This is a genomic window from Spirosoma utsteinense (genome assembly GCF_014282275.1).
GTDB lineage: Bacteria > Bacteroidota > Bacteroidia > Cytophagales > Spirosomataceae > Spirosoma > Spirosoma utsteinense.
In genome coordinates, this window is record NZ_VFIA01000003.1 from 173,590 (window position 1) to 198,142 (window position 24,553).

At 51.3% G+C, this 24,553-nt stretch carries 23 protein-coding genes; 7 read left to right on the forward strand and 16 right to left on the reverse strand.

Annotation, left to right across the window (positions count from 1 at the left end; translation table 11 throughout):
• Positions 1-2: 2 nt before the first annotated feature.
• From FH603_RS03180 to fusA, 4 genes are all read right to left on the reverse strand, one after another.
• The gene (locus FH603_RS03180) at positions 3-782 is read right to left on the reverse strand and encodes a rhomboid family intramembrane serine protease (RefSeq protein WP_186736000.1); all 780 of its coding nucleotides are present in this window, start codon (positions 780-782) and stop codon (positions 3-5) included.
• Between the two features lie 35 nt (positions 783-817).
• Positions 818-2,839 carry a DNA mismatch repair endonuclease MutL gene (gene mutL / locus FH603_RS03185; RefSeq protein ID WP_186736001.1) on the reverse strand — a complete coding sequence of 674 codons (2,022 nt, stop codon included), beginning with the start codon at positions 2,837-2,839 and terminating at the stop codon, positions 818-820.
• Positions 2,840-3,097: 258 nt separating this feature from the next.
• Complete coding sequence (rpsJ, locus tag FH603_RS03190) at positions 3,098-3,403, reverse strand: 30S ribosomal protein S10 (RefSeq protein ID WP_077922220.1); 306 nt, start codon at positions 3,401-3,403, stop codon at positions 3,098-3,100.
• 110 nt (positions 3,404-3,513) lie between these two features.
• Positions 3,514-5,631 (reverse strand): elongation factor G, encoded by a 2,118-nt coding sequence (gene fusA, locus FH603_RS03195; protein ID WP_186736002.1) that lies wholly within the window; start codon positions 5,629-5,631, stop codon positions 3,514-3,516.
• 269 nt (positions 5,632-5,900) lie between these two features.
• Here fusA and FH603_RS03200 point away from each other — a divergent pair, with 269 nt between their 5' ends.
• Entirely contained in the window at positions 5,901-7,709 is a 1,809-nt protein-coding gene (locus FH603_RS03200; protein ID WP_186736003.1) for an ABC transporter ATP-binding protein, read from the forward strand.
• 43 nt (positions 7,710-7,752) lie between these two features.
• Here the strand turns inward: FH603_RS03200 and FH603_RS03205 are convergent, their stop codons facing one another.
• Positions 7,753-8,463: a LexA family transcriptional regulator gene (locus FH603_RS03205; RefSeq protein ID WP_186736004.1), complete on the reverse strand. Its 711-nt coding sequence runs from the start codon at positions 8,461-8,463 to the stop codon at positions 7,753-7,755.
• A gap of 122 nt (positions 8,464-8,585) precedes the next feature.
• On the opposite strand from FH603_RS03205, the gene FH603_RS03210 reads away from it, so the two are divergent.
• On the forward strand, positions 8,586-9,851 hold the full coding sequence (locus tag FH603_RS03210) for a DNA polymerase Y family protein (protein WP_186736005.1): 1,266 nt from the start codon (positions 8,586-8,588) through the stop codon (positions 9,849-9,851).
• Positions 9,852-9,907: 56 nt separating this feature from the next.
• Here FH603_RS03210 and FH603_RS03215 read toward each other — a convergent pair whose 3' ends face one another.
• The gene (locus FH603_RS03215) at positions 9,908-10,762 is read right to left on the reverse strand and encodes a pirin family protein (RefSeq protein ID WP_186736006.1); all 855 of its coding nucleotides are present in this window, start codon (positions 10,760-10,762) and stop codon (positions 9,908-9,910) included.
• Between the two features lie 80 nt (positions 10,763-10,842).
• Positions 10,843-11,664 (reverse strand): Fpg/Nei family DNA glycosylase, encoded by an 822-nt coding sequence (locus tag FH603_RS03220; protein WP_186736007.1) that lies wholly within the window; start codon positions 11,662-11,664, stop codon positions 10,843-10,845.
• Positions 11,665-12,000: 336 nt separating this feature from the next.
• On the opposite strand from FH603_RS03220, the gene FH603_RS03225 reads away from it, so the two are divergent.
• A complete protein-coding gene (locus FH603_RS03225; RefSeq protein ID WP_186736008.1) occupies positions 12,001-12,936 on the forward strand; it encodes a hypothetical protein in 936 nt (311 codons plus the stop codon).
• 75 nt (positions 12,937-13,011) lie between these two features.
• On the opposite strand, the gene FH603_RS03230 is transcribed toward FH603_RS03225, so the two are convergent.
• The 3 genes from FH603_RS03230 to FH603_RS03240 all read right to left on the reverse strand — a co-directional run bounded on the left by FH603_RS03230 (position 13,012) and on the right by FH603_RS03240 (position 14,797).
• A complete protein-coding gene (locus FH603_RS03230) occupies positions 13,012-13,449 on the reverse strand; it encodes a hypothetical protein (RefSeq protein WP_186736009.1) in 438 nt (145 codons plus the stop codon).
• Between the two features lie 4 nt (positions 13,450-13,453).
• A complete protein-coding gene (locus FH603_RS03235; protein ID WP_186736010.1) occupies positions 13,454-14,332 on the reverse strand; it encodes a transglutaminase domain-containing protein in 879 nt (292 codons plus the stop codon).
• A gap of 78 nt (positions 14,333-14,410) precedes the next feature.
• Complete coding sequence (locus FH603_RS03240; protein ID WP_186736011.1) at positions 14,411-14,797, reverse strand: hypothetical protein; 387 nt, start codon at positions 14,795-14,797, stop codon at positions 14,411-14,413.
• A gap of 389 nt (positions 14,798-15,186) precedes the next feature.
• On the opposite strand from FH603_RS03240, the gene FH603_RS03245 reads away from it, so the two are divergent.
• Positions 15,187-15,801 carry a hypothetical protein gene (locus FH603_RS03245; protein WP_235985223.1) on the forward strand — a complete coding sequence of 205 codons (615 nt, stop codon included), beginning with the start codon at positions 15,187-15,189 and terminating at the stop codon, positions 15,799-15,801.
• A 24-nt stretch (positions 15,802-15,825) separates the two neighbouring features.
• On the opposite strand, the gene FH603_RS03250 is transcribed toward FH603_RS03245, so the two are convergent.
• The 4 genes from FH603_RS03250 to FH603_RS03265 form a co-directional block, all read right to left on the reverse strand.
• Positions 15,826-17,454, reverse strand: a complete 1,629-nt coding sequence (locus FH603_RS03250; protein WP_186736014.1) for an OmpA family protein — start codon at positions 17,452-17,454, stop codon at positions 15,826-15,828.
• 92 nt (positions 17,455-17,546) lie between these two features.
• The gene (locus tag FH603_RS03255; protein ID WP_235985240.1) at positions 17,547-17,762 is read right to left on the reverse strand and encodes a type II toxin-antitoxin system HicA family toxin; all 216 of its coding nucleotides are present in this window, start codon (positions 17,760-17,762) and stop codon (positions 17,547-17,549) included.
• The gene (locus FH603_RS03260; RefSeq protein WP_186736015.1) at positions 17,749-17,988 is read right to left on the reverse strand and encodes a type II toxin-antitoxin system HicB family antitoxin; all 240 of its coding nucleotides are present in this window, start codon (positions 17,986-17,988) and stop codon (positions 17,749-17,751) included. The genes FH603_RS03255 and FH603_RS03260 overlap by 14 nt, the downstream gene beginning before the upstream one ends.
• A 38-nt stretch (positions 17,989-18,026) precedes the next feature.
• Positions 18,027-20,321 (reverse strand): ATP-dependent helicase, encoded by a 2,295-nt coding sequence (locus tag FH603_RS03265; RefSeq protein WP_186736016.1) that lies wholly within the window; start codon positions 20,319-20,321, stop codon positions 18,027-18,029.
• Between the two features lie 461 nt (positions 20,322-20,782).
• Between FH603_RS03265 and FH603_RS03270 the strand changes: the two genes are divergently transcribed.
• From FH603_RS03270 to FH603_RS03280, 3 genes are read left to right on the forward strand one after another with little or no spacing between them, the layout of a single operon-like run.
• The gene (locus FH603_RS03270) at positions 20,783-21,358 is read left to right on the forward strand and encodes an RNA polymerase sigma factor (protein WP_186736017.1); all 576 of its coding nucleotides are present in this window, start codon (positions 20,783-20,785) and stop codon (positions 21,356-21,358) included.
• Between the two features lie 12 nt (positions 21,359-21,370).
• Positions 21,371-22,015, forward strand: coding sequence for a hypothetical protein (locus FH603_RS03275; protein WP_186736018.1), 645 nt, complete (start codon positions 21,371-21,373; stop codon positions 22,013-22,015).
• A complete protein-coding gene (locus tag FH603_RS03280; protein WP_186736019.1) occupies positions 21,999-23,057 on the forward strand; it encodes a hypothetical protein in 1,059 nt (352 codons plus the stop codon). Before FH603_RS03275 ends, FH603_RS03280 begins: the two co-directional genes overlap by 17 nt.
• Before the next feature lie 17 nt (positions 23,058-23,074).
• On the opposite strand, the gene FH603_RS03285 is transcribed toward FH603_RS03280, so the two are convergent.
• Both FH603_RS03285 and tpiA read right to left on the reverse strand, forming a co-directional pair.
• Positions 23,075-23,584, reverse strand: a complete 510-nt coding sequence (locus FH603_RS03285; RefSeq protein ID WP_186736020.1) for a cupin domain-containing protein — start codon at positions 23,582-23,584, stop codon at positions 23,075-23,077.
• A 103-nt stretch (positions 23,585-23,687) separates the two neighbouring features.
• The gene (gene tpiA / locus FH603_RS03290; protein WP_186736021.1) at positions 23,688-24,452 is read right to left on the reverse strand and encodes a triose-phosphate isomerase; all 765 of its coding nucleotides are present in this window, start codon (positions 24,450-24,452) and stop codon (positions 23,688-23,690) included.
• Between the last annotated feature and the right edge of the window lie 101 nt (positions 24,453-24,553).

Below are 24,553 nucleotides of genomic sequence, written 5' to 3' on the forward strand. Positions count from 1 at the left end.
CACTAATAAAACGTTTTCCGTTGTGAACCCCAGTACTTAATCAATATAAACGCGAATAACATGCCTCCTATGTGGGCGAAGTGCGCTACATTATCGGTTTGTGACCGATAAATGCCTGTATAAAGCTCGTAGGCTCCGTAGAAGATAACGAGGTATTTAGCCTTGACCGGTATAGGAGGAAACAATAAAAATAACTGAGTGTTTGGAAACAATAATCCAAAGCCCATGATTACTCCAAAAATTGCGCCCGATGCCCCAACCATTGGTTGACTTATCTGGTCGGTATAGTAACGATTGACAATTTGAAGGCTCCCATCAATCAACTGTGGATTGGTTGGCTGCGCATCGAACCGGTCAATAAAGCCTGCTAACTGATCATATAACGAACCACCGTGCTGCGTAAAAAAACCAACGAAATTCTCAGGTGTTGGATCATTTCGGTAGTCCCGAACGGCTTCGTACACCTGGCTCATCTCGAAATAATTAATTCCCGAAAAGAGGAACGCTGCTCCCAGACCGCAGAAAAAGTAAAAGAACGTAAACCGACGTGGTCCCCAGAAACGCTCCAACATGGGCCCAAAAACGATTAGACCTATCATGTTGCTGAATATGTGGCCGAAGCCGCCATGCAGAAACATGTGTGTGAGCAACTGAATCGGATTAAATTCGTCGGACAAAAACGAGTGCAGACCAAACTGCTGAATCACGCTTTCATTGGTGACAAAGAAAACCAGTACGTTTATTATCAATAAGACTCGGACAACCGGGGTAAGAGCAAACATTTTGTTTCGACAATTTACTCTCTTTAACCCAATTCCTAACGAAAAAGTCCCGCAATCTTATCCAATGTCATTACCACCGTCACTATATCGCCTGTTGGCGTATAACTGGGGTTCGCCGAAGCGAATAACTGATCGATCAGGGCCTTTCGCTCCGTAGCGGTCAGTCGGGTTACATGGCGCATTGACGACCGCCGGGCCAGCGACCGGGCTAACGATTCAGCCCGATCCAGTTTCAGCCGACCCGTGTCGGCCCGTAGCTGAGCCAGTAAGTTGGCGAACAATTCCTCTTCGTTTTCGCCCATGGTAAGGGTTGGAACGCCCCGGATCACAAACGTATTCTGGCCCAGTTCATCGAACTCAAAGCCCAGATTTACCAGATCATCCCGTAGTTCGGTAGCCAGCTGAAAATCGACAGGACTGAGCGTAACCGTTTTGGGAAACAGTAATTGCTGGGAAGCCCCGTTGCGGGTGGTTAGCGATGCATGGAACTGATCGTACAGGATCCGCTCGTAGGCCCGTCGCTGATCGATTACCAGCATGCCCGACTTCACGGGGGCAATCAAATACCGGTTCTGCACCTGCACGATACTGTCCTCATCGATAACAGCCTGCGTAAGCGTCTCTGCCGTTTCAACGACTTCTTTCCATTCATTGACCCGGCTACCCAGTGTAACCGATTCACTTTCGGGTGGCAAGGAAGCAGATGAGGGCGGGGGCGTTCGGGCGGGGCCGAGCCAATCGCCACCTTCCTCCTGCCGATCTGTCGTCGGCGCAGGACGCTCCGTGTCGGCAACCCCTTCGAACAGAGCCTGCCAGTTATTGACCGAAGGTCGTTTTGGTAGGTCGAAGCTTTTTCCGGCAGCCCCATCCAGGGAGTCAGTTCGGGAGGGCAGCCGTTCTTTGGTCGGCACTGGGGCCGTAGTTCCCGCCGATCCACCTGTTGCCCAGGCAGCCGTTATCGGTTTGGCATCAGGACGGTTATCGCCCCCCGTGGGCTTACTGGTGCTGTTACCCCGCCCCCCCGACAGAAAATTGACATCTGATTCGAAATCGAGCGAGGGCGACAGGTTATAAACCCCTACGGCTTTGCGAACAGCGGCCATCATAATAGCATAAACCGAGCGTTCGTCGTCGAATTTGATCTCGGTTTTAGTGGGGTGAATATTGATGTCGATGTGGGACGGATCGATCTCGATAAACAGCACATAAAACGGATGACTTCCCTCGGGCAGGGTTCCCTCATAAGCACCCACGACGGCATGGTGCAGGTAGTTATGCTTGACAAACCGGTTGTTGACGAAAAAGAACTGCTCGTTGCGGGCCTTTTTGGCTGATTCTGGCTTGCCGATATAGCCATGTACCGTTACATAAGGCGTCTGTTCGTCGCAGTGGTTCAGCTGTTCGCGGTAGTTCTTGCCGAACATGTCGATGATGCGACGGCTAAGCTTTCCGGCGGGCAGGTTATATATTTCCTGATCGTTGTGAAACAGCGAAAAGGCCACCTCTGGATTGGCCAGGGCAACCCGCTGAAATTCGTCCAGGATATGCCGCATCTCCACCGAATTTGATTTCAGGAAGTTACGGCGGGCGGGCACATTGAAAAATAGATTTTTGATAAGCAGGTTCGTGCCGGGTAGGCATGAGATCGACTCCTGCGCTTTTATATCAGACCCCTCGATACGAATAAGTGTTCCGAGTTCTTCTTCGGCCCGACGGGTACGCATCTCAATCTGGGCCACAGCCGCAATAGACGCCAATGCCTCCCCCCGGAAACCCATTGTCCGGATACGGAACAAATCATCTGACGTACGAATTTTGGACGTGGCATGCCGTTCAAAGCTCATGCGGGCGTCGGTCTCGGTCATACCCGCTCCATCGTCAACGATCTGAATCAGATTACGACCTGCTTCCCGAATAATAACCTGTATGGATTTCGCTTTTGCATCGACCGAGTTCTCCAGCAGCTCCTTCACAACTGACGCTGGCCGCTGCACTACCTCACCGGCGGCAATCTGGTTGGCAATCGAGTCGGGTAGTAGCTGAATTACGTTTAACATAGCGGGGAAAGTCTCTTCAGTACGGCCGTTCGCCGTGTTTTACTAATATACGAAGAAAACGGGAAGCCCGTCCGTAAAATTCAGATAAATGCCAACAGAGACCGAGTTTATTTCACTAGTTAAACCAGCCTGTGTCGTTAGCTTTCCCAGGCCGTCGGCGTGTTACAAACCGACCTGAACCCGTACAGCAAAAGCCGCAAAAGCGAAACAGATATGTCTCCCTTTTGCGGCTTTTAATGCCTTTGCCTGTTCGAGCCGTTAGACTTTGATCTCTACATCGACACCACTCGGTAACTCGAGTTTCATCAGGGCATCAACCGTTTTAGCACTGCTGCTATAGATGTCGACTAACCGCTTGTAGGTACAAAGCTGAAATTGCTCCCGCGCTTTCTTGTTCACGTGGGGCGACCGCAGGACGGTGTAGATCTCTTTGTCGGTCGGCAGGGGGATTGGACCGCTGACGATGGCACCCGTCGATTTGACGGCTTTGACAATTTTCTCGGCCGACTTGTCAACCAGCATGTGGTCGAACGATTTCAGCTTGATGCGAATTTTTTGGCTCATTGTGTTGTGGTTCGTTATGTGAAAATGCCTGCCGAAAGAACCATTTACTCCAGCGACACAAAAAATGGGCAGCGAGTCGATATAACTCACTGCCCAATGGGATTAGAGGCTTACGCCTTCACAGTACCTTTTTCTTTAGCAACGACGCCTTCCGCAATGTTGTTCGGCACTATTTCGTAGTGCGCAAACGTCAGGTTAGCCGTAGCCCGGCCCGACGACATCGTACGCAGATCGGTAACGTAGCCAAACAACTCCGACAGAGGAACATCGGCCTTGATCACCTGCGATCCGGATTTGGTATCCATGCCTTTCATTACACCCCGGCGACGGTTCAGGTCACCCGTAATTGGGCCTGTATACTCTTCTGGCGTCAATACTTCAACGGCCATGATTGGTTCAAGCAGTTTCGGACCAGCCTGGCGGGCCGCATCGCGGAAGCCCAAACGAGCCGCCATTTCGAACGAGAGCGAGTCGGAGTCAACGTCGTGGTACGAACCATGAACCAGCCGCACTTTCATGCCCTGTAAGGGGAAGCCAGCCAGCGGACCATTTTTCAGCGATTCGTTGAAGCCTTTTTCAATGGCCGGAATAAATTCGCGGGGAATTACCCCACCAACAATGCCATTTACAAACTCGAGGCCGGGCTGAATAATGCCAGCTTCGTCTTCGTCACGTGGTCCGAGTTCAAACACGATGTCGGCAAACTTACCGCGACCACCCGTTTGCTTTTTGTAAACCTCGCGGTGCTCGACGTTCTTGGTCAGTTTCTCTTTGTAAGCCACCTGTGGCGCACCCTGATTCACCTCTACTTTAAACTCCCGACGCATCCGGTCGATAATGATCTCCAGGTGAAGCTCGCCCATACCACGGATAATGGTCTGGCCGGTTTCTTCGTTCGACTCAACTTTAAGGGTTGGGTCTTCTTCGATCAGTTTACCAATTGCTTTCGAGAAGTTGTCCTGATCGGCCGATTTCTTTGGTTCGATTGCATAACCGATAACAGGCTCCGGGAATACCATCGATTCCAGAATGATCGGGTGCTTCTCATCCGACAGCGTATCGCCGGTTTTGATGTCTTTAAACCCAACTACAGCACCGATGTCACCAGCCTCCAGACGATCGATCTGGTTTTGCTTGTTGGCGTGCATCTGGAAAATCCGCGAAATCCGCTCTTTGTTGCCCGACCGGTTGTTGAGTATGTAAGAGCCTGACTCTAGAACGCCCGAGTAAGAACGTACGAAGCAAAGGCGACCAACATAAGGGTCAGTAGCAATTTTGAACGCCAGACCAGCAAATGGTTCGCTGGTAGATGGTTTACGCGAAATTTCTTCGCCCGTGTCAGGGTTCGTGCCAAAAATGCTCTCTTTGTCCATTGGTGACGGCAACAGCGCCATCACATAGTCGAGCATGGTTTGCACACCTTTATTTTTGAACGACGAACCACAAAGCATCGGCACAATTTTCATGCTGATGGTAGCTTTGCGAAGAGCCGCCAGAATTTCATCTTCCGAGATCGAAGACGGGTCATCGAAATATTTTTCCATCAGCGAGTCGTCGAATTCGGCTACTGCTTCAAGAAGTTTTTCGCGCCACTCCGTTGCCTCGTCCAGCATATCGGCCGGAATAGGAATTTCGGTAAAGGTCATCCCCTTGTCCGTCTCGTTCCAGATAATCCCCCGGAAGTTAACGAGGTCAACGACGCCTTTGAAGTTATCTTCTTCGCCAATTGGCAGCTGAAGCGGAACAGCGTAGCTACCCAGCATTTCCTTCACCTGCTTACACACGTTCAGAAAATCGGCACCAGAGCGGTCCATTTTATTAACGAAGCCTAAACGAGCTACGTTATAGTTATTGGCCAGGCGCCAGTTCGTCTCCGACTGTGGCTCTACGCCGTCAACGGCACTGAACAGGAATACCAGACCGTCAAGAACGCGCAGCGAACGGTTTACTTCAACGGTGAAGTCAACGTGACCTGGTGTATCGATGATGTTAATATGGTACTTCTGGTCGCGGTAAGTCCAGTCGACGGTTGTAGCAGCTGAGGTGATCGTAATCCCCCGCTCCTGCTCCTGTTCCATCCAGTCCATTGTGGCAGCTCCATCGTGGACCTCACCGATCTTGTGACTTACCCCGGCGTAATAGAGAATACGTTCGGTAGTGGTCGTTTTGCCCGCGTCGATGTGGGCAGCGATACCGATGTTTCTCGTCAATAATAAATCGCGAGCCATTAGCTTGTTATACTGAAAGTTATGTAAATCTAAAACAGTGGAAAGGGGCCGGATAGTTCGGCAGATGTCCCCTCTCGGGAATCAGGTCGCAAAATTACTGAAAGCCAGCCATAAAACAAATGAGAGCGAGAGATTTATACATTAACTTAAAAATCTCATTAAATCTATCTACATACTTGGTTTATTGATCTGCCGGTTATCAACCTATCAAAATAATTGGCCAGATTTGCTTCAAAGGTCCTTATCGTACCTTACCGTAACTTACAATCATGCAAAATCCATACCTCGCCCTGCTCCGCACGGCCTGGCAGTACGCCCAACAGGACAAACGGCAGTATGTGCTTATTTATGTCCTGTTCATGCTGGCCAACATCGTTACGGCCATGCACCCGCTCCTCTTCGGGTGGTTTATCGAGTCTATCCAGCGAAAAGGCACCGTAGCATTGGATACCGCCGGTTGGTTTGCCGGCGGGTTTGTGGGTTTGAAAGTGCTGGAATGGGCCTTTCATGGCCCCGCCCGCGTCATGGAACGGCGGCTTGCGTTTATACTTAGCCGTAACTACCTCGATGAACTGTATCACCAGACGCTTCACCTACCCGTTAGCTGGCATAAGGATCACCATAGCGGCTCAACAATCAACCGGATCAACAAAGCGTATAACGCCCTCAAATCGTTTTTTCAGAACGGCTTTGTGTACCTGCATGCGCTCTCCAAATTCGTCTTTTCATTTGGGGCAATGCTTTACTTCTCCCCCACTTTCGGCCTGATCGGCGTTGCCCTGGGCGTCCTGACAGTTTATGTGATCCTGCGCTTCGACCGGCCGTTTGTCAAGGCGCTGGAAGAAACGAATGAGCACGAGCACATAGCCTCTTCGACTCTGTTCGATAGCTTGTCCAACATCAGCACGGTCATTGCGCTCCGGCTGGAGAAACGGATAGAGGCTCGCTTTGGAGAAACCATAACGGCTATTTTTCCGCCTTTTATGCGGCAGGTACGCATCAACGAATGGAAATGGTTTGTAGCCAGTATGCTTGTAGCCCTGATCTATGTGATTATTGCCACGGGTTATGTGTACCAGCATAGCCTGCCCGGTACAGTCTTTTACATCGGTGGCCTGGTAACCTTGCTTGGTTATGTGAACCAGTTTACGAGTGTCTTCAACGACATTGCGTTGCAGTACACCCAGATTGTTCAGTTCAATACCGATGTTCAGACAGCACGGAGCATTGGGCAGGCATATACCCGCTATGAACAGCCTGACTCCAACACAACCCTGCCTGATACATGGCAAACCATTACGTTGTCGAATCTGAATTTTTCATACAATCCCACAGATACGGACCAACCACGCAAAGCGATCCTGCGCAACGTGAACATTACACTGAGTCGGGGCAAACGAGTGGCGTTCATTGGCGAAAGCGGCTCCGGCAAGAGTACGCTCCTGACCTTACTGCGGGGACTGTATACCCCTGAGCCGGGATTTTCCATTCAGGTCGACGGTCAGCCTGGCTCCAGCCTGAATGCGTTGGCCAACACGGTAATGTTATTCCCGCAGGAACCGGAAATTTTCGAGAATACAGTTGGCTATAATATAACCCTTGGGCTTCCCTTTACCGATGACGAAGTGATGCAGGCTTGTCGGACGACTCATTTTGCCGAGTTAGTCAATCACATGCCCGACGGGCTGGACACCAGCATACAGGAGAAAGGACTGAATCTGTCGGGTGGTCAGCGGCAACGCTTAGCCCTGGCGCGGGGGGTGCTGGCAGCTCAAACCAGCCACGTTGTCCTGCTGGATGAACCTACGAGCAGCGTAGACCCCAAAACGGAGTTCGATATCTATCACAAGTTATTACGCGCCTTCGGCGACAAAGCGGTGGTTTCGACCCTTCACCGGCTACATCTGCTTCCTATGTTCGACTATATCTATATTCTCCGGGAGGGGGAGGTCGTTGACGAAGGTAGTTTCACGCAGCTGCGTCAGAATAGTACGCTTTTCCAGGCAATGTGGGCCCACCAGAAGGAAGTGGTGCGCGACGAGGGTGCAGAACAGAAAAAGCTCCAGCCAATCCACTAAGGGGTTGGCGGGAGCCTTCTTATTACTAGTGCCTGGAAACGGTTTATTCCACCGGGGCTTCAACGATCGTTACAATTTTCCACAGACCCCGAATATCCTGTAGGGGCACGGTTACGTTGCCGCCATTGGGATTGTCGGAGTGAAGCGTAAGGTATCTGCGGGTGATCAGCTCATTGTCCCGAATGCGCTTGACCACGAAATAATCCCGGTACATAACCGCAAAAACGCCCCCCGACTGATATTCCCAATCGCTCTGGTTGATGGGTACGGCCAGCACCTTGGCACCATGGGCTAGTTGAGGGCTCATACTATTACCCGAAATCTCCAGCACAACGGCATGTTTATGGCCTTTGGTAACAGGTTTCCGTACCCGGAACATTTCGGCATCCGTCGTACCAATGCCATCGGCGTAGCTTTCGACAAAGGTGGCATAGAAACGCACCGGGACAAACGGTACCTCCATCGTATCCTCGTCTGAATTACTCATCACTGCATTGGCCTCGGGCGAGTTCAACACGGGCAGAATACCCCGAATCAGGTAGTCGGCACTGATTTGTGGGTAGCAGGCCAGCAAACTCATAATCGTATCGTATGACGGTTTTGCCCGGCCATTCAATATGTTATAAAACTTTGACGGATTTTCGCCCAACTCCTTGGCAATCTGATAGATTGTGATGCCCAAGGCATCGAAAACCTGTTTTAGCCGACTTTGAATGCTCACGGTTCCGTCAATTTTGTTCAAACATTTTTCCATTATTATCGTACAGATAATAGACATTATAATACAAGTAAAATATATTGCGCTTGTATTACGCAAACATACTACTATTACAGACGAATAGATATGACTTTTGTTACTTTCTTATTTAACAATTGATGGATCGGAACCGACTTGTCGAACATGTTCATCCCACCGTGTTATTCGTTGATATGAATAGCTTCTTTGCCTCCTGTGAGCAACAGGTTAATTTCTGGTTGCGGGGGCGGCCGGTGGGCGTGTGCGTCTATACCGGCAGGCAGGGTTGTATCATTGCGCCCTCAGTTGAAGCGAAAAAGCAGGGCGTTAAAACAGGTATGCGGCTGGACGAAGCTATGGTCATTTGTCCCGATCTGATCCCCATAGAGACACACCCCAGCCGCTACCGCGAATATCACGTCAAAATCATAGACGTGCTCAAAAAATTCTCCGACGATGTTGTCCCTAAAAGCATCGATGAAGCCGTTGTCGATCTGACCAATTATCAACTGGCTTATAAAGACATGAGCAAAGTGGCGAACGACATAAAGCAGGCGATCCGGCAGGAAGTGGGCGACTACCTCCGGTGTTCCATCGGCATTGCACCCAATGTTTTTCTGGCGAAACTGGCGTCAGACATTCAAAAGCCTGATGGACTCACCATTATTACTCCCGAAACGATCGACGCGGTGTTAGGCTCTCTACGCCTGACCGATTTGCCGGGTATTGGCCAGGGCATGGCCGCACGGCTACAGGATGGCGGTATCCATACGCCCCTGGCCCTGCGTTATGCCACCCCCGATCACCTGAAAGCCGTTTGTAAAAGTATCGTTGGCTGGCATTGGCACTTGCGACTAAATTTTAAGGGCGAAGTAGATCTGGACACCAACGACACCTACAAAAGCATGTCGGCTATGCGAACGGTATCGGCTGGGCAGCGCAGCACACCCGAACGGCTGGATGAACTCCTGTTGTCCCTTTGCCTGACGCTTGAACGGCGCATGGTCCGGCAGCAGGTATTTTGTCAGGAACTTTCGTTTTCCTGCCGCTATCAAAGCGGGAAGACGTATAACTACGAAGTGCGCTTCTCTGATCCGAAGCAGGACGGTCCCGAACTATACGAGATCATCAGCCAGCGGCTGCTTACCTTTCAGCAAGCGCACCAGTGCGAACCGGTGCTCAACGAACACCTGAGAAGCATGTGTGTAGCTGTTTTCCGTTTCATTCCCGCCGAAGCCCTGCCGTTGAGCCTGTTCGACGACAACTCCCGGAAAGACAAGCTCCGGAAAACATTGTACAGTATGAAGACGAAGTTTGGTGCCGACAAACTTCTGCGCGCTACCGAACTGCGCGACAACCCTGCTTACCGGGATGTAATCGGATTTGGCAACATCAAAGATCTGTAGCCAATTGTGTTCGGGTGCCGGTAATGCCCCTACCGCGCGCACTCAAATTCCATTTTTTACTTCAGCACGCCCATGCGCCCATTTTGAAAATCGTCGAAAGCGGCTAGGATTTCCTCCCGGGTATTCATCACAAAGGGACCGTAAACGGCCAACGGCTCGTTGATTGGCGCTCCGGCCAGGATAAGCACTCTGGTATCGTCCGATGCCCCTACCGCGATCGTTTCGCCGTCGGAATTGGTCAGCGCAATCTGCCCGCGCAGGAGAGGTTCACCATTAATAGTCGACGAACCACTCAGGACGTAAACCATCAATGAAAAATCGAGGGGAACGGCAAGTGTTTCTGTTTGTCCACCAGCCAGCGTCAGATCGGCCACGACAACCGGACTGAACGTATGTGCCGGGCCTTGCAGGCCGTTCAGTTCACCCGCTATAACGCGTAACTGGCCACCTCCGGGCAAAGTGCCGGTGGGAATACGGGACGAACTTATATCCTGATAGCGGGGTGGACTCATCTTGTCTTTGGCAGGCAGGTTGACCCATAGCTGTACAAAATCCAGTTGGCCGCCCCGGCGGGAAAACTCCTGCTCGTGTTTTTCTTCGTGAATGATACCCGATGCGGCTGTCATCCACTGTACATCGCCCGCAAACAATTTGCCCCGGTTGCCCGCCGAGTCGCGGTGTTCCAGCGCACCTTCATAAACGACTGTAACCGTTTCAAAGCCCCGGTGTGGATGCTCATCAACACCTTTAGGCTGGTCTGACGGCTGAACCTGCATCGGTCCGTGATGGTCGAGTAATAGAAACGGATTAAAAGGCCTCGATCCCTGTGGATGAAACGCATTTAACCCAATAAACCCATCGCCAACACTGTTTGGCGAGGCTGTGCGAATAGCTGCGATTGTACGTTGCATCGTTCTTATTACATGTATCTACATTTAATACAATAACCGGTAATTAGTCTGACAAGTTCACCACCTGCACCATCTTCAGGTTACGCGTTTATCACCTGTTCTTTCGGACAGAAAAATGTTGTACGACCGCCTACCGTTGCGCGCTCGATACGCGTCCGACAACGGGGACAATAGTTGTGTGCTTCCACATCGTCGTAAGGCGAATCATCCCACTCACGAACATGAATCAGGAAATTATTGGGAAAATCGCGGTAGGTAGCCTCATAACGAATGGCCGTTTCGAGGACCAGCTGTATCGCCTGGTGCAGTTGAGTCATCTGACCATCGGTGAGCGTATCGGCACGCTGTTCAGGATGTACGTACGCCTGAAACAGAACTTCATCCACGATCCAGTTACCCAGGCCGGCTACGACATGCTGGTCGAGCAGAACCGGTTTGATGAGGGCTTTCTTACGGCGGACCCGATCAGCCAGGGTATCACGCGTTATATCCAGGCCATCCTGACCGATTTTTTTCTCCAGCAAATACGCATCGATATCACTGACCAGACCAACCCGCTCAAATTTTCGGGGACATAAGAAGCCGAGATTATACCCTGTAGCAAACTCAAACACGATCCTGGCAAAGCGGGGCCGGTTGAGCGAAGCGTGGTAATATTCCAGATCGCCGGTCATACCAAAATGCATTCTAACGATCACGGCAGGATCGTCGGTTAGGATGAACAGGTTCTTTCCTACCCGGCGAGTGCTCACGAACTGACGCCCTTCGAGGGCATTGATCAGGGTGCTGTAATCCGTTGTCAGTAATTTTTTATCGTCTACTTCTATGTGTTGAATAGTTTGAAACAGCGACGAGGTTTCCAGGTATTGACGGCGAATTTCGACTTCGGGCAGTTCGGGCATAAATACATTTATTTCTTACATAAACGCAGTAAATGGCTCGTTGTTAATTAATTCCACAAGTGGGTCGTGGCAGAAATACAGCCGGGTTTTACTCAGCATATATATTGACTATATGGTTGATCGACTTGTTTGTCAGGACTTTGTTTTTGAACTTTGTCCGAAATCTACCCGTTCCGTCAAACAATACGGCCTGTATGTAGTACGTTACAGTACTGCGTTTATCGCTAAATACACAGACCCTATAGCCAAACTATACTCTTGTCCTGAACCATTCAGATGTGACAACCTCTACACAAGTAGAAAGTGCATGTTCAATCGTTAAACTGAAAATTTGTTATGGAGAATAATCCACAAAAACCCAAGACCAACGGTGCCCTGTTAGCTGCTCTGATTATCATGACTGGTTTGGCAGGTGTATCGAGTTATCTGTATTTCGATCAAAAGAAAGTTTCAGAGAATCAGGAGGTAACTATCTCTGAGCGCGTTGAAGAACTCTCGACAACCCGCGTTAAACTGGATTCGATTTCGACGGCTCTGGACGCCAAAATCGCCGAGGTACAGAAGTTGGGTGGTGACGTTACGGAACTGGAAAAAATGAAAGTGCAGCTGGAGAACGACAAAGCGTCGCTTCGTAAAGGCAGCCGCATTTCGCTGGCCCGTTATGACGCCAAGATTAAGCAATATGAAGCGTTCCTGGTGGAAAAAGATACGCTTATCGCCAATCTTCAGCGCGAAAACGTAACACTGGCGACGAACGTCAAAGTGCTGGACGAGGAAAACACCGGCCTGAAAACGGAACGCCAGAAGCTGACTGATTCGGTAACGACGGTCGTCACACAAAATCAGGAACTAAGCACCAAAGTGACGCGGGCTGCTGCGCTGAAAGCACAGAACGTGAAAGTATTTGCGGTCAACGCAAAAGGTAAAGTAAAAGAAGACGATGCTTACAAAGCAAAGCGGCTCGATAAAATCAAACTGGTTTATACCCTGCTGGACAATCCGCTGACGCGTGAAGAGCCGAAGGACGTATATGTCCGGGTGTTGGACCCACAGGGAGCAGTTGTCTCGGATATGGCAAACGGTTCAGGAACGTTCAGCGTAGATGGTAACGAAACCATTTACACCACCAAGCAAACGGTCAACTACACCAGCAACGGCCAGAATGTAGAACTGCTTTATACCCGTGGTATTCCTTACAAGCCCGGCAAGTATACGGTTGAACTGTATGCAGAAGGCTTCCGCATCGGTGCGGGTGAGTTTGCCATCCGGTAAGCCAGATAAGATCCAACAGAAAAAGCGCGATACCCAACGGTGTCGCGCTTTTTTTATGTATAGCAGCCAGGTCTGTTACTTAAACCCAGCGAAGTACAAAGACCGTTTTGGATCACTCTGAACCGAAACCCGGAGTAGCTTACCCTGCTTCTCCATACCATTGTTCGTAAAGATACGGTCGGTTTGCAGCGTGCCGATACTGGAATCGGCCACGCGCAATTGAATAGCGTCGGCCTGCCGGTTCAGGACAACGTTTGAAATACGCTCGCTGCTTTTAACCGGATATAATTTCGTGTATACCAACGTAACGGTGCTATCAGACTCCGTTGTCAACTCCGCATAGGGCATTTGGCTGGCCGACAGCGCGACGCTGGATGGGTCGAGATAGGCGTTGGTCTGGTAGGTACCAGCGACTTCACCTGCCAGCGTTTGGGCACTGGGTTGAATGTCAGCCTCGCGCTGGCAAGCCGTGGTGGCAGCCAGCAAGGCGAGTAGAAGAAGTCGTGGATGCATAGTCCTATTCAGTTTGATCATTAGACCCTATAGAATTGACGAGGGTTGGTACGTCTTCCGAGTTTTTTTCAGCGTCGGTCATCGCGTTTTCTCCTTCGTCCGGGCCAACCGTATCTACCCAGACCTTCATTTCGTTGAGCGTCATTGGCCCAAACTGAGTTGTAAAAGCAACATCGGCCGCGTCGCGTCCGTAGGCCACTGTAATCCGGTTACCGCGCGCCTGCTGCTGCGTGGCGTCAAAGGTAAACCAGCGGCCATCTACATAAGCCTCGAACCAGGCATGCAAATCCATGGGATTGAGTTGGTAAAGATAGCCAACGACCATCCGGGCCGGAATATTAAGTGCCCGGCAAAGCGATATACCCAGGTGCGTAAAGTCACGGCAGACGCCCACCCGCTTATCGGCTGTTTCTACGGCAGAAGTACTGGCATCACTCGTTCCGTATTCATACCGAACATTTTCATTAATCCACTTCCGAATGGCTTCGGCCTGGTTATAACCGGGCTCGGTGTTTTCGGTAATCTGAGCGGCCAAATTTCCCAATTGGTCAGACTGACAGTACCGGCTGGGTAGCGTATAATGCAGTACGTCATCGGGCAAATCCTCGACGGGTGTATAAGGTGCGCCCGGTGATACGTCGATGAAATCGGCGGTTTGAACGGTAGCCGAAAAATGAATGGAGAACGGCCCTTCCGGCGCAACCACCCGCTGGCAAAGGTTACCGTACATATCAGTGAACTCGGTAACGTTGACGGCAGGTGTAATTTGGTATTCTTCGCGAATAATCCACTGCCCTGCCCCGGAACGGGGACGTAACATCAGGATGAGCGGAGTAGGTCCTTGGGCTTCGAACAGCAGTTCACACCCGGCGTTAAGATGCATAATGGTCTAGAATGTTAGCCAGATAAGTTACAGCCCTTCAAATTAGTTTGGAATCGATACCTGAATTTTGGCTCACTGCTATTCCAGTGGTTTGAATAAGAACGTTTCAACTTTCCCTTGCTTGTTCTGACTAATATAAAAATCGAGCGGAGCAATGGCAAATGTTGCCTTATAGCGGGCAATCCCATCCTGAACCCCGCGCGATTCGGTAGTTGTCCACTTACCTAACTGGCCGGTCAGCTGCCCCATCACTTCCTGCAATTTCGTTCGCGAGACCTGCTGTTTGAATGCATCGCCCATCAGTGCGTAGAGCGAATCGGCCTGGTTATTATTGATAAACTGCTGGGCCAGTTTGGTAAGCGAATCCAGTGGGGCAGTAGACGACGCCGTAACCGGTGGCTGGGTTTGGGCTAGTGTGGTAAATGACATAAAGCCCAGACAAATAATAAAGGCGATGTTCCTCATAGGTGAAGACAGGTTAAATTTCACATAAATGTATTCACTCCAGTAACCTCTGTCAATCAGAGATGTATTAACGGTTGCAGCAGTTTGCCAAAGGAGTTTCGCCAAATTCGGAGAACGAATGCAGGAGCCTTCGTCTTTATGAACACTACGTATACCAATGAATAAAAATCTTAACTATACTAACAATTTATTTTGCCTTTTCGTATATTCACCAAATAAAATTAATACAGATCGAACATTTTCCGATGAATGAGCAAAATGGACTGATTCCCAATATTTACACGTACTGCGATAGCTGGTGCGAACGATGTTTGTTTACCAGCCGATGCAATAGCTTTCAAATTCAGTTGGAAGCGGGTTTGATAGCCCCGGCTGCTAACGGAGACAACATGGCCCAACAACTCACGGCCGCACTAAACCTGACCAAACAATACATCGACCGGTTGGCTCAGTCGCAGGAACCAACGGGTGCTCAGGCACCAGACAACGCACAGGCGCAGTTGCTCGAAGAAATACCAGTGCGTAGCAGCCAGCCTCAGCCAGACCCGGTCCTTATACTGGCTAATGAGTATCTGAAACAAACAGGCTTGTGGCTCAAGGCCGAAAAACAGCTGCTGGGAAGAGCCGGGCGGCAACAGCTGCTGGAAGTACGGTTAGGCCTTCGTACCGAATTGGAGGTCATGCCCATACTATATGCCCTGAAAGACGCCTGGGAGATGATTCGCTGGTACCGAACGCTCATCCCGGTAAAAACTCAGGCAGCGCTCCGCTCCCTGACCGAACCTACCAACGACCCTTATTTCGCGGTATACTACCTGGGGAAAGCAAAGCTCGTGCTGGTCAGTATCGACCAGTCATTGCGGGCCTGGGAAACGATACTTCATCATTTCCCCGAAAAAGCCGACGACCTGCTCGACCTGATGGCCATGCTAAGCCGGATGAGCCGGGAAATGGATGTGCTGTTTCCGCAGGCACGGGCCTTCCAGCGACCGGGGCTCGACTAAGTGTACGCCGGCAGGTGCCTGCTGTTACTTCTTGAGAATGACGAATTCTACCCGACGGTTCTGCTGGCGTCCTTCATCGGTGTCGTTGGTGGATACGGGTTTGGTTTCGCCAAAGCCTTTGCTGGCCACACGGTCAGGTTCAATCCCTTTGCTAACAAAATACTCCCGCACTGCATCAGCCCGGTCCTGCGAAAGTTTAGCGTTGATCTCATTAGAGCCGGTATTATCCGTGTGCCCGCGGACCTCGATGGTCATCTTGGGCGACTCGTTGAAGGTGACCACCAGCCGGTCGAGTTCGGGGCCGGACTCGGGACGAAGCTCTGACTTACCCGTATCGAAGAAAATATTGTTCAACCGGATCGACCGCCCTACTTCGATAGGCACCAGTTTGAGTTCTTTTCCTTTTATTTCCTGAAAGCCTTTGGTCTGGGTCAGATCGACGTTGTCGCCTTCAGCAATAAAGTCTTTGGCAATCGCCCGCATCGAATACTTCTGGCCGTAAGGCAACACGATCTTATACTCGCCCGTGATCGGATCTGACGTGGCCTCGCCCGCTTCAGCGCCGTCGGGCAACGTCTGGTAAATGATTTTAGCTTCTATGGGCTTGCCGGTCGTCTGATCGATAACCCGGCCGCTGATGAGCGCAACCGGATCGGGCCGGGTAGTGGGATTGTTGGCCACGTCTCCGCTCCCACCCACTTTACCCGGCTGGTCGGCTGGACGATCGTCGGTAAGTTTAACCCGAACAATATCCCCTTTGCCCAGCGTATTTTTGAATGTTGTCAGATAGGCATAATCGCCCGATGCCGATAAGGTGTAGTAGGCATCATAGCCGTCGGTGTTCACGGTTGGTCCCAGATTAACGGGTTTCGACCAGTGTTTCCAGGTTTTGTCGACCCGCTTACAGACGTAGATGTCGTTGCTGCCCACCCCACCATCGCGGTTGCTGGAGAAATAAAGCGTTGCGCCATCGGGGGCCAGGAAAGGCGTCGTTTCGGTAAATTTCGTATTTACCTCGATACCCAAATCCATAGGTTTGCTCCACGACCCGTCTTTCTGCCGGAAGCTCACGTAGATATCGTCTTCTTTGCTGTTTTTCTTCTCGCTGAAGGCCATCAGCAGCACCTTACCATCGGCCGACATGAACCCGCAGTCGAACTGGCCCTTGCTCATGCTGACGTAGCCCGGGATATCCATCTTCTGGGGGGGCGACCAGCCGTTGGCGGTCTTCTTGCTGATCGAAAACCCGCGCGTTTCGTAGTTCCCGTTGCTATAGGAGCCTTTCACCAGCATTGTTTGCCCATCAGGCGTAATGCTGTATGCACAGTTGTATTCGTCTTTGTTGAGCGGGAAACCCATGCGCCGGGCGGGCCCCCACCGTTTGCCGCCCTCGTCGAAGTCGGAGTACCAGATATCCTGGCTTCCCTTATCGCCGTGGGTATTGTTAGGGTGGCTTATCCGGGCAAAATACAACGTACGCCCATCGGGCGAAATCATGGGGTTGATCTCGTTGTATTCTGAGTTAACCTGATTACCAAGGTTCTCTATTCTACCTCCTCCCGATTCGGTTGAGTCTTTACCTGGCTGGCTATTTGCAGCAAACGAAGCAAGCAGCAAAAGCAAGCTGGCGGTTATGGCACCATTGGCATTCATTGAGGACGCGGGATAGTGAGATACTCTCTGAAAGAACGAAGGAGAGCCGTTTTGTATTTTCCAGGTGTTTGTCTTACCGCTTCAATCAATTATTAGTCCAGATTTGACGTGTCGATACCTGCATCTTTTAGTATGCCCAGAAACGTACCTTTTTTCATATCCTTCGTGTGGATAGGAACAGGAACCGTGATTTTCGAGTCAGAATTGTAGTAATATGATGACTGCTCTTTCCCATACGTTTTAGGTAAAAACCATTTTGCTCCAAAAGTTGGACCAACCGTTTTGGTGACAGGTTCATACCAACTCAGTCGTCATCGTTAAGGAATACTCTAGCGTCTGGCTATCGTCTGGGGGAATTGGTTCTCCCTCCTCTTTCAATACCTCTAAACAGCCCTCAATAGCATCTTTTGCCATGGCTATCGCTTCTTCAATTGTTTCACCATATGTAATGCACCCCCGAATAGCCGGCACTTTGACCGTGTAGCCGCCTTCAGGCTCAGGTGTTAGAATCAGACGGTATTGTAAGGTTGTCATAGGGTCATGAACATCAATTAAATCTTACACATCCTGGTTTAGACAACCACGCGCAACTTGGCGAAGCTGAGCAACAGCACCTTCTCGCCCGCTTTTTCGAATACGATGGTAGCTTTTCGTTCCGTACCGTTCACGTCGACAGCCTTCACGGTGCCAAAACCAAACTTGGCGTGTTCAACGCGCTGCCCGGCGGCCAGTTCGGCGGTGCTGGTCGGCGCAAAGTCGGCGGAGGGTGTGTGCGAAACCAGTGGCTGCGGAGCCTGCGACCGACCCGTTTTCTGGGCCAGCGACCGGACAAAGGCCGTAGAACCCGTTGACGTGGTCTCGCTCCGATCCCGCTCCGGCCGCTCAAAGTCCATCCGGTTGGGGGCAGCCCGGTGTTTCGATGCCGTCAGGTACTTCTGGTCTATTTCCATCAGGAACCGGCTCGGCTCGCACATTTTCAGACGGCCGTAATGGTACCGCGTTTCGGCGTAGGAAACCGTCAGGCGTTTCTCGGCACGGGTGATGGCTACGTAGAACAACCGTCTTTCTTCTTCCAGATCGTTACGGCTTTCGAGCATCATCTGGCTCGGAAACAGGTCTTCTTCCAGCCCAACGATGTTGACATGCTTAAACTCCAGGCCTTTGGCGGCATGGATCGTCATCAGCGTCACACGGTCGTTGTCGCCGTCGTCTTCTTTTTCGTCGGCCGTAGTCAGCAGCGATACCGACTGCAGGAACGCGCCCAGGCTCTTTTCTTCGTTGTCGGGGCTATCGACAAATTCCTTGATGGCGTTCAGCAACTCCTGTACGTTTTCGTACCGGGCCAGCCCTTCAACGGTTTTATCGTCATACAATTCTTTGAGCAGGCCCGATGATTTGGCAATGTGGGAGGCCACCTCAAACGCGTCTTTTTTATCGAGCAGCAGTTTGAAACTTTTGATCAGATCGGCAAACGCTTCGATGGCCAGCGCCGACCGGCCCGTAATGTGCTTATTGATCTCGGCAACGATCTCCCAGACAGAATCTTCCTTCTCGGCCGCAATCACGCTGATCTTGGCCACCGTCGTATCGCCAATGCCCCGTTTAGGCAGGTTGATGATGCGTTTGAAGGCTTCCTCATCCTGCTGGTTTACGGTAAACCGCAGGTAGGCAATCAGGTCCTTTATTTCCTTACGCTGGTAGAACGAAAGCCCGCCAATGATCCGGTATTTGATACTCACCTTGCGCAGGGCTTCCTCAAAGGCCCGTGACTGCGCGTTGGTTCGGTACAGAATGGCAAAGTCGTTATTTACGAGCGACTCGTTCATCTTGGCCTCGAAAATCGACGAAGCCACCAGCCTCCCTTCTTCGTTGTCCGACGAGGCCTTGATCACGTCGATCAGCGGCCCATCTTCGTTAGAGGTGTAAACGTGCTTTTCCAGCTGATTTTTGTTGCGGGCTATGATCGAGTTGGCCGCCTGCACAATGGTATTGGTCGAGCGGTAGTTCTCCTCCAGTTTCACGATTTTGACATTCTCTTTGCCGTAATCGCGCTGGAAGTTCAGGATGTTTTCGATGTTGGCCCCCCGGAAGGCGTAGATACTCTGCGCATCGTCGCCCACGATACAAATGTTCTGATGAACAGCCGCCAGTTTGCGCGTGATGAGGTACTGCGATACGTTGGTATCCTGAAACTCATCGACCATCACGTGCTGAAACTTGTGCTGGTACTTGTTCAGTATGTCCAGGTGATCGCGGAACAGAACGTTCGTATTGAACAGCAGGTCATCGAAGTCCATGGCATTGGCCGCGAAGCACCGTAACGCATACTGCTTATAGATCCGGCCGGTATGAGGCATACGGGCCGCTTCGTCATCGGCCTGAATGACCGCGTTATTGATGTAATCGTCCGGGCCAATGAGTCGGTTCTTGGCCCCGGATATGCGCCCGAAGACGCTGTTGGCCCGGTAAACCTTATCGTCCAGCCCCATTTCCTTCACAATACTCCGTATCAACGACTTGGAGTCGTCGGTGTCGTAGATTGAGAAATTGGAGGTATAGCCAATGGCCTTGGCTTCGATACGGAGAATCTTGGCAAACACGGAGTGAAACGTACCCATCCAGATATTGCGGGCTTCGGTGCCCACAACGCTCTCGATGCGTTTCCGCATTTCACCAGCGGCCTTGTTAGTGAAAGTCAACGACAAAATCCGGAACGGATCGACGCCATTTTCAATCAGGTGCGCAATGCGGTAGGTTAGTACGCGGGTCTTACCCGAACCGGCACCGGCTATAATCATCAGCGGTCCGTCGCCGTGCATGACGGCTTCGCGCTGGGGGTCATTCAAACTTGATAAGTAATCGATCATCAACGTCGCTTCTATCCTTCTACAACAAGTAAAAGTAGGAAAAAATTTGGTCGGGGTCGATAGGAAATTGGCGGGAACGGCATCACGATGTATAGCAGAAAGAGGGCGAAACCTGTCACACCATACCACCCATCTCTACGCGCATAAGCTCGGAGTAGGACGAGGCCGTAGCCACACCCCATCTCACTTCCGGTACCGAAGCCAGCCGCGGGTTTTATTGTTGAATACACACCCCTCCATACCGCCGTAATTATCTTCTTCAATCAGACGGATGACCTGATGAGCAAAGAAAGAATTGGTACCATCGTTATGAACCAGAAAGAGCAAACTAGCTTTCTACTTGTACATACTGTGTATCTTTAGGTAAGTTACAGAAAATCTTTGCGCCCTGGTGCAACGCTGGAGCCGTTGGTATTGTCTTTCCCCTGACTGCCACCTAAACCACCTTTGATCTGAACCTGTTGGACTCTAAACCGTACCCAGACCGCCATAGTGATCTGGTTAAACGCTGCCAGCAAGGCGAGCGACGGGCTCAGTATGACCTGTATCAGCAGTATGTGAAGGCAATGTATAACGTGTGCCTGCGCATCGTGAATCATGAAGCCGAAGCTGAAGATGTGTTGCAGGAAGCGTTTATTGATGCCTTCAGCCATATTGGCTCGTTCCGGGGACAAAGCACCTTTGGTGCCTGGCTGAAGCAGATCGTGGTCAATCGGGCGATCAACCACCTGCGCGGCCGACGGCTGGATCTGGTCAATCTGGATTCGGTTCAGTTTGGAGGAGAAAATGGTGATTCGGCAGACGGGCCTGATTTTGCCGATGTTGAGCCGTACGATGAAGAGGGCGTCCAACTGGAAGTAGAGCGGGTACGGCGGGCTATGACCCAGTTGCCCGAAGGTTACCGCGTGGTTCTCTCGTTGTACCTGTTTGAAGGCTACGACCACGAAGAGATAGGTAACGTGTTGAACATAAGCGAAACAACATCCCGCACCCAATATCTGCGGGGTAAGAAACGACTGCTTGACTTATTGACGTAAACAACAAAACAAATGAAAAAGGATAATTTAGAACGCTTCGTCCGCGACAACCAGGAGGCCTTTGATCAGGACCCACTTAATGACCTTTGGCGAAAGATCGAGGCCGGGCTCGATAAACAGCAGCCTGACCAGGCAGCGCCCGGCCTGAATGGGTCAACTGGTCCGGCAAATGCATCACCATTCCAGCAGATTCATCGACCCCAGGATCAGTCCACCAGCGCAAAAACCGGCCGGACGGGGTGGTTCTGGCAGACGCTGGACTGGCGGGTAGCCGCTTCTATTGCCGTACTTATACTGGCGGGCAGTTTTCTGTATGTCAATCAACAGTATGGTGTAGCGCACCAGCCCGATGTGGTAGCAGCCAGCCCATTATATGCCCGGGAGGTCGTGCAATACACCCGGCTGATCGATAACAAACGCGCCGAACTGAAACAGATGACCGAAGACAACCCCGCCTTATACCGGGAGTTTGCTACGGATCTGGACCGGCTCGAAAAATCGTATCAGTCCCTGAAGGCTGATCTGCCTCAGAACCCGAATCAGGATGTGCTGATTCAGGCCATGATTCAGAATCTGCACTATCAGATCAATCTGCTTAATGAACAGTTGCGTGTTATCCAGCGCATCAACCGACAGACCAATGAAAATCCTGTATAGCCTATTGCTGTGTGCGCTGCCCTTGCTGACCTGGGCCGAAGATCCTATTATCGTAGGTGGTGTCGAGAAGAAGAAGACGATTATTAAACTGTTCGATGTAGATGCAAACGACGCCCTCACGGTCGATAATCAGTTTGGGCAGGTGACAGTCGCGATCTGGGACAAGAAAGAAATTCGGGTTCAGATCACCATCTCTGCCAACTCCGATTCCGACGAGCGGGCACAGCGATTTATGGATGCGGTAGACATCGACGAGAAACGAACCGGCAATCAGATCGTTATCCGCACGAATTTCAGCCAGAGCAGTACGACGAACTGGAGTCTTGGCAACTGGAAAAATGGGAAAGAGCGCAACAACGTTCGCATCGACTATTCGGTATCGATGCCGCGCCAAAACGCCCTGACAGTCCGCAATAAGTTTGGAAACACCAGCATTCCGGCTTTCTATGCACCGCTGACCGTTCATAACCGGTATGGCAATTTCAACGCGGATGATCTGGCCAACCGCGTAAACGACATCGATGTTGCCTACGGTCAGGCAACGATTCGTACGCTCGATCAGGGGAAACTGGATATTGCTTACGGCGGACTCGATCTGGAAAAAGTCAATGTGCTGACGCTGGTAAACAAGTTCGGGAAAATGCGCATTGGCGAAGTAGGCCGGCTCACGGCCGATATCGACTACTCCGGCGCAACGATTGGCACACTGCGGGAGTCGGGCCGGATAAAGCTGAGCTTTTCAGGCGGTTTCCGAATCGACCAAATGCCCAAAACAGCCGATAATCTCGATATCCAGGCCTCCTATTCGTCAGTAGCGATACCAATGGACAGCAACACCGACTCTGACTTCGATGTGACGGTTAGCTACGGGAATTTTAATTATTCGTCCGGCCCTTCGTTTCACTTTACCCTCAATCCCGACGATAAAACGGAGAATAACCGGGGGGCTCGACTAACGAAGCAGTATGTCGGCAAGATTGGGCGTGGCACGGGCACCAAGGTCCGGGTTGTCTCAAAGTTCGGGAATGTAAGCTTCCGGTAACGCTGGAAGTTGACCGCCTACGTAAGCTGTTCGATCAAAGCCCGATGCTGCGGAAACCGGGCCAGGAGCCCATGCCGGTCGGCTAGTTCGAAGTCGGCAAAATCGAAACCTGGTGCAACGGTACAGCCAACGAGACAAAACGTGGTAGTAACGGCAGCCGAATCCACGGCGGGCTTCGAGCCAAACCAGCACCCGGCGGGCACTACGGCCTGGAAGACCTCACCCCGCTCAGGATTGGGTCCTAGCCGGATAATGGTCAACGCGCCATCGGCCTCGATAACAAAAATTTCGAGCGGACCACCGGCGTAGAAATGCCAGACCTCGTCAGACTGGATCCGGTGCAGTGCCGAGCAATTGTGGCTTTCGAGCAGGAAGTAAATGGCGGTTCCAAACGAACGCGCCCCACCAAATCGCTCCGGCATAGCAGACTGCGGGATCATTTCCGCCGAGCGGTAGGTCTCGGCGAAGTAGCCCCCTTCCGGATGAGGTTGCAGGCCAAGTGCCTGGATGTAGAAAGCGGCTGTCATAAGGTAATGTTGACTGAGTGAATGATAGAATGAGTGACTAGGTAGCGCAGCACTGTCATTGCACTAGCTCTATCATTCTGTCATTCACTCAGTCAAAATTGATCTACTGCACTGCTTTCACGACAATCGTGAACTCGCGCGATTTGAGGGAAGCACCACCAATCAGCCCGCCGTCTACGTCGGATTGAGCAAATAGTTCGGCCGCATTTTTCTCATTGGCGCTGCCACCATACAGAATGCTGGTATCCTGCGCTACGGTATCGCCGTATTGACCGGCGATATGCCGACGCAACTCAAAATGCATATCCTGCGCCTGCGCCGACGAAGCCGTCAGGCCTGTGCCGATAGCCCAGATAGGTTCATAAGCGATAACGACGTTGCCAAAGGCCTCAGCCGAGAGATGGAACAGACTTTCGGTAATCTGATTCTTCACAAAGGCATCGTAATCGCCATTTTCGCGCAGGTCACGTGATTCGCCACAGCAGAAAATAGGCGTCAAGCCGTTTTCGAGGGCTATGTTCACTTTTTCGGCCAGTTGCGCATTGGTTTCGCCGAAATACTGGCGCCGTTCGCTATGGCCTAAGATGACGTACTCGACACCGATGGACTGGAGCATGGGAGCCGAAATTTCGCCCGTATAGGCACCTGACGCTTTTTCGTGACAGTTTTGAGCACCAAGCGAAATTTTGCCGCCCGCCGTGAGGTACTGCCGCGACGTGGTCAGGTAGAGCGCAGGAGGACACAGCACCACCCTGACATCACTCGTCACTTCGTCTTTAATCATGTTGACAACCTCCGACAACAAGGCCGTTGCTTCATCGGCTGTCTTATTCATTTTCCAGTTACCGGCAACAATTTTTTTACGCATGGCAAATTAATAATGTGTTCAAAATCAGTTCGGAAGAATTAGACAAACGAGCCAAAAATCCCATCCACGGGCGAAATTAGGTCTTTTCACCGGAACGCTCT